3 protein-coding genes are annotated in these 4,852 nt (G+C 69.1%); 2 read left to right on the forward strand and 1 reads right to left on the reverse strand.

Annotated elements, in window-relative coordinates; translation table 11 throughout:
* Both WAW85_RS14485 and WAW85_RS14490 read left to right on the forward strand, forming a co-directional pair.
* The coding region (locus tag WAW85_RS14485; RefSeq protein WP_422560295.1) for a pyruvate carboxylase at positions 1-3,096 on the forward strand (3,096 nt) is incomplete at its 5' end.
* Positions 3,097-3,132: 36 nt separating this feature from the next.
* On the forward strand, positions 3,133-3,735 hold the full coding sequence (locus WAW85_RS14490) for an NUDIX hydrolase (RefSeq protein ID WP_422560296.1): 603 nt from the start codon (positions 3,133-3,135) through the stop codon (positions 3,733-3,735).
* A 106-nt stretch (positions 3,736-3,841) separates the two neighbouring features.
* Here the strand turns inward: WAW85_RS14490 and metE are convergent.
* Positions 3,842-4,852, reverse strand: a 1,011-nt coding sequence (gene metE, locus WAW85_RS14495; RefSeq protein ID WP_422560297.1) for a 5-methyltetrahydropteroyltriglutamate--homocysteine S-methyltransferase, incomplete at its 5' end; no start/stop codon positions are given.

Genomic DNA, 4,852 nt, shown 5'->3' on the forward strand with positions numbered 1-4,852 from the left:
CGCGGAATCACCTTCGTCGGTCCGCCGACCGAGGTGCTCGAGCTGACGGGCAACAAGGCGCGGGCCATCGCGGCGGCCCGGGAGGCGGGCCTGCCGGTGTTGACGTCGACGGCGCCGTCGTCGGACGTCGACGAGCTGCTGGCCGCCGCCGAGAACATGACCTATCCGATCTTCGTGAAGGCCGTTGCCGGTGGCGGTGGTCGCGGTATGCGGAGGGTCGACGATCCGGCGACGCTGGCCGAGTTGATCGCCGCCGCGGCGCGTGAGGCGGAGGCTGCCTTTGGCAATCCGACTGTCTTCCTGGAGCAGGCAGTGGTGAATCCGCGGCATATCGAGGTGCAGATCTTGGCCGACACCGTGGGCAATGTGGTGCACCTCTACGAGCGCGACTGCTCGCTGCAGCGCCGGCACCAGAAGGTCGTCGAGATTGCACCCGCGCCGAACCTGGATCCGGCTCTGCGGCAACGGATTTGCGACGACGCCGTGGCCTTCGCCAAGTACATCGAGTACTCGTGTGCGGGCACCGTGGAGTTCCTGGTCGACGAGCGCGGACAGCACTACTTCATCGAAATGAATCCGCGCATCCAGGTGGAGCACACGGTCACCGAGGAGATCACCGATGTCGATCTGGTGAGCGCGCAATTGCGGATCGCCGCGGGGGAGACCCTGCCCGATCTTGGGCTCAGCCAGGACACCATCGCCATCCACGGCGCAGCCCTGCAGTGCCGCATCACCACGGAGAACCCGGCCGACGGTTTCCGTCCGGACACCGGTCGCATCAATGTGTACCGCGCCCCCGGCGGGACGGGCGTCCGACTCGACGGGGCGGCCGCCCTCGGCAGTGAGATCACCGGGCACTTCGACTCCATGCTGGTGAAGTTGACGTGCCGTGGCCGGGACTTCCACACAGCGGTCAAGCGCGCCCAGCGGGCCCTCGCCGAGTTCAAAATTCGCGGTGTGCACACCAATATCGACTATCTCACAGCGGTGCTCGCCGATCCGGAGTTCCAGGCCGGGCAGATCACGACGTCGTTCATCGACGCCCGGCCGGAGCTGCTCACCTCGGTGCGTTCGTCCGAGCGTGGGTCCAAGCTGCTGAACTACCTGGCCGATGTGACCGTGCATCGCCCGCACGGCACGGTGCCCACCGCCGTGCATCCGCACACCAAACTGCCCTTCGTCGATCCGGCGGTGCTGGCCGATCCGCCGCCCGGATCCAAACAGCGACTGGACCAGCTCGGTCCGGACGGCTTCGCGCGGGCGCTGCGTTCGCAGAGCGCGCTGGCCGTGACCGATACCACCTTCCGCGACGCCCACCAATCGCTACTGGCTACCCGGGTGCGCACCAGTGGGCTGGTGTCGGTGGCCCCGTATGTGGCGGCGCTGACCCCGGAGCTGCTGTCGGTGGAATGCTGGGGCGGGGCCACCTACGACGTCGCCCTGCGCTTCCTCAAAGAAGACCCGTGGGAGCGGTTGGCGCGACTGCGGGCCGCCATGCCCAACATCTGTCTGCAGATGCTGCTGCGCGGTAAGAACACCGTCGGCTACACCCCGTACCCGACCAGGGTGACGACGGCGTTCGTCGACGAGGCCGCCCGCACCGGCGTGGACATCTTCCGTATTTTCGACGCGCTCAACAGCGTGGATGCCATGCGGCCGGCGATCGACGCGGTGCGCGAGACCGGCACCACCGTCGCCGAAGTGGCGATGAGCTACACCGGCGACCTGGCCGATCCGGCCGAGGACCTCTACACCCTCGACTACTACCTGCGACTGGCCGAGCAGATCGTCGACGCCGGGGCGCACATTCTGGCGATCAAGGATATGGCCGGGCTGATGCGACCGGCGGCGGCGCGGACCCTGGTCTCGGCGCTGCGGGCGCGGTTCGATCTGCCGATCCACGTGCACACTCACGACACCCCCGGCGGGCAGCTTGCCACCTACCTGGCGGCGTGGGAGGCCGGTGCCGATGCCGTCGACGGTGCCAGTGCGCCGCTCTCGGGCACCACGAGTCAACCGGCACTGTCGTCGATCGTGGCCGCCGCGGCGCACACCGACTACGACACGGGGCTCGCGCTGGAGAAGGTCACCGCGATGGAGCCCTACTGGGAATCGTTGCGCAAGATGTACGGTGCCTTCGAGTCCGGTATTCCGGCTCCGACCGGGCGCGTCTACGACCATGAGATCCCCGGCGGGCAGCTCTCTAATCTGCGCCAGCAGGCGATGTCGGTCGGCGTCGGCGATCGGTTTGAAGCGGTGGAGAACGCCTATGCCGGGGCCAACCGGCTGCTCGGGCGGCCGGTGAAGGTGACGCCGTCGTCGAAGGTCGTCGGCGATCTCGCGCTGGCCTTTGTGGCGCAGGGCATCACCGCCGAGGAGTTCGCCGCCGATCCGACGTCGTACGACATCCCCGACTCGGTGATCGGTTTCCTGGCCGGTGAACTCGGGGAACCGGCCGCCGGGTGGCCCGAGCCGCTGCGCGAGCAGATCCTGGCCGGGCGGACCTCGCAGCAGGCCGAATCCGACCTCACGGTGGAAGATCTGGCCGCGCTCAACGCGCCGGGCGAGGTGCGCCGGGCGACACTGAACCGGCTGCTGTTCCCAGGACCCACGGCCGAGTACCTGGCGCACCGCGAGGAGTTCGGCGACACCTCGCGCCTGGCGGCGTACCAGTTCTTCTACGGGCTGCAGCAGGGGCTCGAACACAAGGTTCGGCTGCGCGACGGCGTCGACCTGCTGATCACCCTGGAGGCGATCAGCGAACCGGATGCGGCCGGTATTCGGACGGTGATGTGCACGCTCAACGGTGAGCTGCGGCCCGTCCCGGTACTCGACCTCGCCGCCGATGTCTCGGTGCAGACCCGGGAGCGAGCCGACGCCGCCAACCCGCACCACATCGGTGCCCCGTTCACCGGCGTGGTCACGGTGACTGTGGCTGTCGGCGATGTGCTCAAGCCCGGCGCTGCGATTGGCACCATCGAGGCGATGAAGATGGAAGCGTCGATCACCGCACCGGCCGGCGGGACGGTCCGCCGCGTGGTGGTGCACGGCGCCACCGAGGTGGGCGCGGGCGATCTGCTGGTCGAGCTGGAGTGAGGCGGAGCCTGGCGCGGCTGGTGTAGACCGGTAGGTATGGAACTCACCCGGGAGCTGGCCGCCGCGCGGCTTGCGGCCTGGGAGCGCAGATCGATCGACGACGCTGCGCTGCGCCCGGCGGCGGTGGCATTGACGGTGAGCCCGGACCCGGATGGGCGGTACGGGATCTGGGTGCTGCGGCGGCCGTCGACCCTGCGCACGCATGCGAACCAGTTCGCGCTGCCGGGCGGGCGGCTCGATGCGGGGGAGGACGCGGCACAGGCGGCCTTGCGGGAGCTGCACGAGGAGATCGGTATCGCGCTGGCGCCCGAGTCGGTGATCGGTCTGCTCGACGACTACCCGACCCGCTCGGGATACGCGATCACCCCGGTCGTGTGCTGGGCGGAGGTGGCGACGGTGCCGCAGCCGAGCCCCGACGAGGTGGACGAGGTGTACTTCGTGGGCGTCGACGAGCTGACGGCCGAGCCGGCGTTCGACACCATCGAGCAGTCGCCGCGACCGGTGATCCGGCTGCCGATCATGGGCACCTGGGTGCACGCGCCGACCGCGGCGGTGATCTATCAGTTCGCCGAGGTGGTGGTGCAGGGGCGCGGCACTCGAGTCGACCACCTGGAGCAACCGCCGTTCGCGTGGAAGTGACTCTCGCCCCGGATTCGGTCACGCCCCCTTGATCCGGGGATGGCGCACCCTGGCCTCGGTTTCGCCCCCTGGATCGAGGGGGCGAAACCGAAGTCAGCGGCACGGCTCAGGCGCGGACGGCCTTGGCGGCGTCGACCATCGCGGTCAGGGCTTCGGTCACCTGCGCGGTGGTGCGGGTTTTGAGGCCGCAGTCCGGGTTGACCCACAGGCGCTGCGCCGGGACGGCACCGAGAGCCTCGCGCAACAGCGTCGTCATTTCGGCGGCGTCCGGCACCCGCGGGGAGTGGATGTCGTAGACGCCCGGGCCGACCTCATTGGCGAACCCGATCGCATTGAGGTCGTCGAGCACCTCCATATGAGAGCGGGCGGCCTCGATTGAGGTGACATCGGCGTCCAGGTCGGCGATTGCCGTAATCACGTCACCGAACTCCGAGTAGCACAGGTGGGTGTGGACCTGCGTCGCGTCGAGAACCCCGGAGGTGGACAGCTTGAACGCGCCCACGGCCCAGTCCAGGTAGGCGGCGCGGTCGGCTGAACGCAGGGGCAGCAGCTCGCGCAGCGCGGGCTCGTCCACCTGGATGATGCCGACGCCAGCCCGCTCCAAGTCGACCGTCTCGTCGCGGATCGCCAGCGCCACCTGATCGGCGGTGGCGGCCAGCGGCTGATCGTCGCGCACAAAGCTCCACGCCAGGATGGTGACCGGGCCGGTCAGCATGCCCTTGACGATCCGGTTGGTGAGCGACTGCGCGTGCGTGATCCAGCCGACCGTCATCGGGGCCGGCCGGGTGACGTCGCCGTACAGGATCGGCGGGCGGACGCACCGCGAGCCGTACGACTGCACCCAGCCGTTGCTGGTCGCGAAGAAGCCGGTGAGCTGCTCGGCGAAGTATTGCACCATGTCGTTGCGTTCGGGCTCGCCGTGCACGAGCACGTCCAGGCCGATCTGCTCCTGCAAAGCGATGACGGCCGCGATCTCGGCCTCCATCTGCTCACGGTAGTTCTCCGCGGTGATCTCCCCGGTGCGCAGCTGCTGGCGAGCCCGGCGGATGTCGCGGGTCTGCGGGAACGAGCCGATCGTGGTGGTCGGCAGCGGCGGCAGCTTCAGGGCGGCCTGCTG

Source organism: Gordonia sp. (in: high G+C Gram-positive bacteria), assembly GCF_049299075.1.
GTDB lineage: Bacteria > Actinomycetota > Actinomycetes > Mycobacteriales > Mycobacteriaceae > Gordonia.

Excerpts from the sequence above, each read along its gene's own strand:
- WAW85_RS14490 (WP_422560296.1), top strand. The coding sequence starts at position 3,133 with ATGGAACTCACCCGGGAGCTGGCCGCCGCGCGGCTTGCGGCCTGGGAG.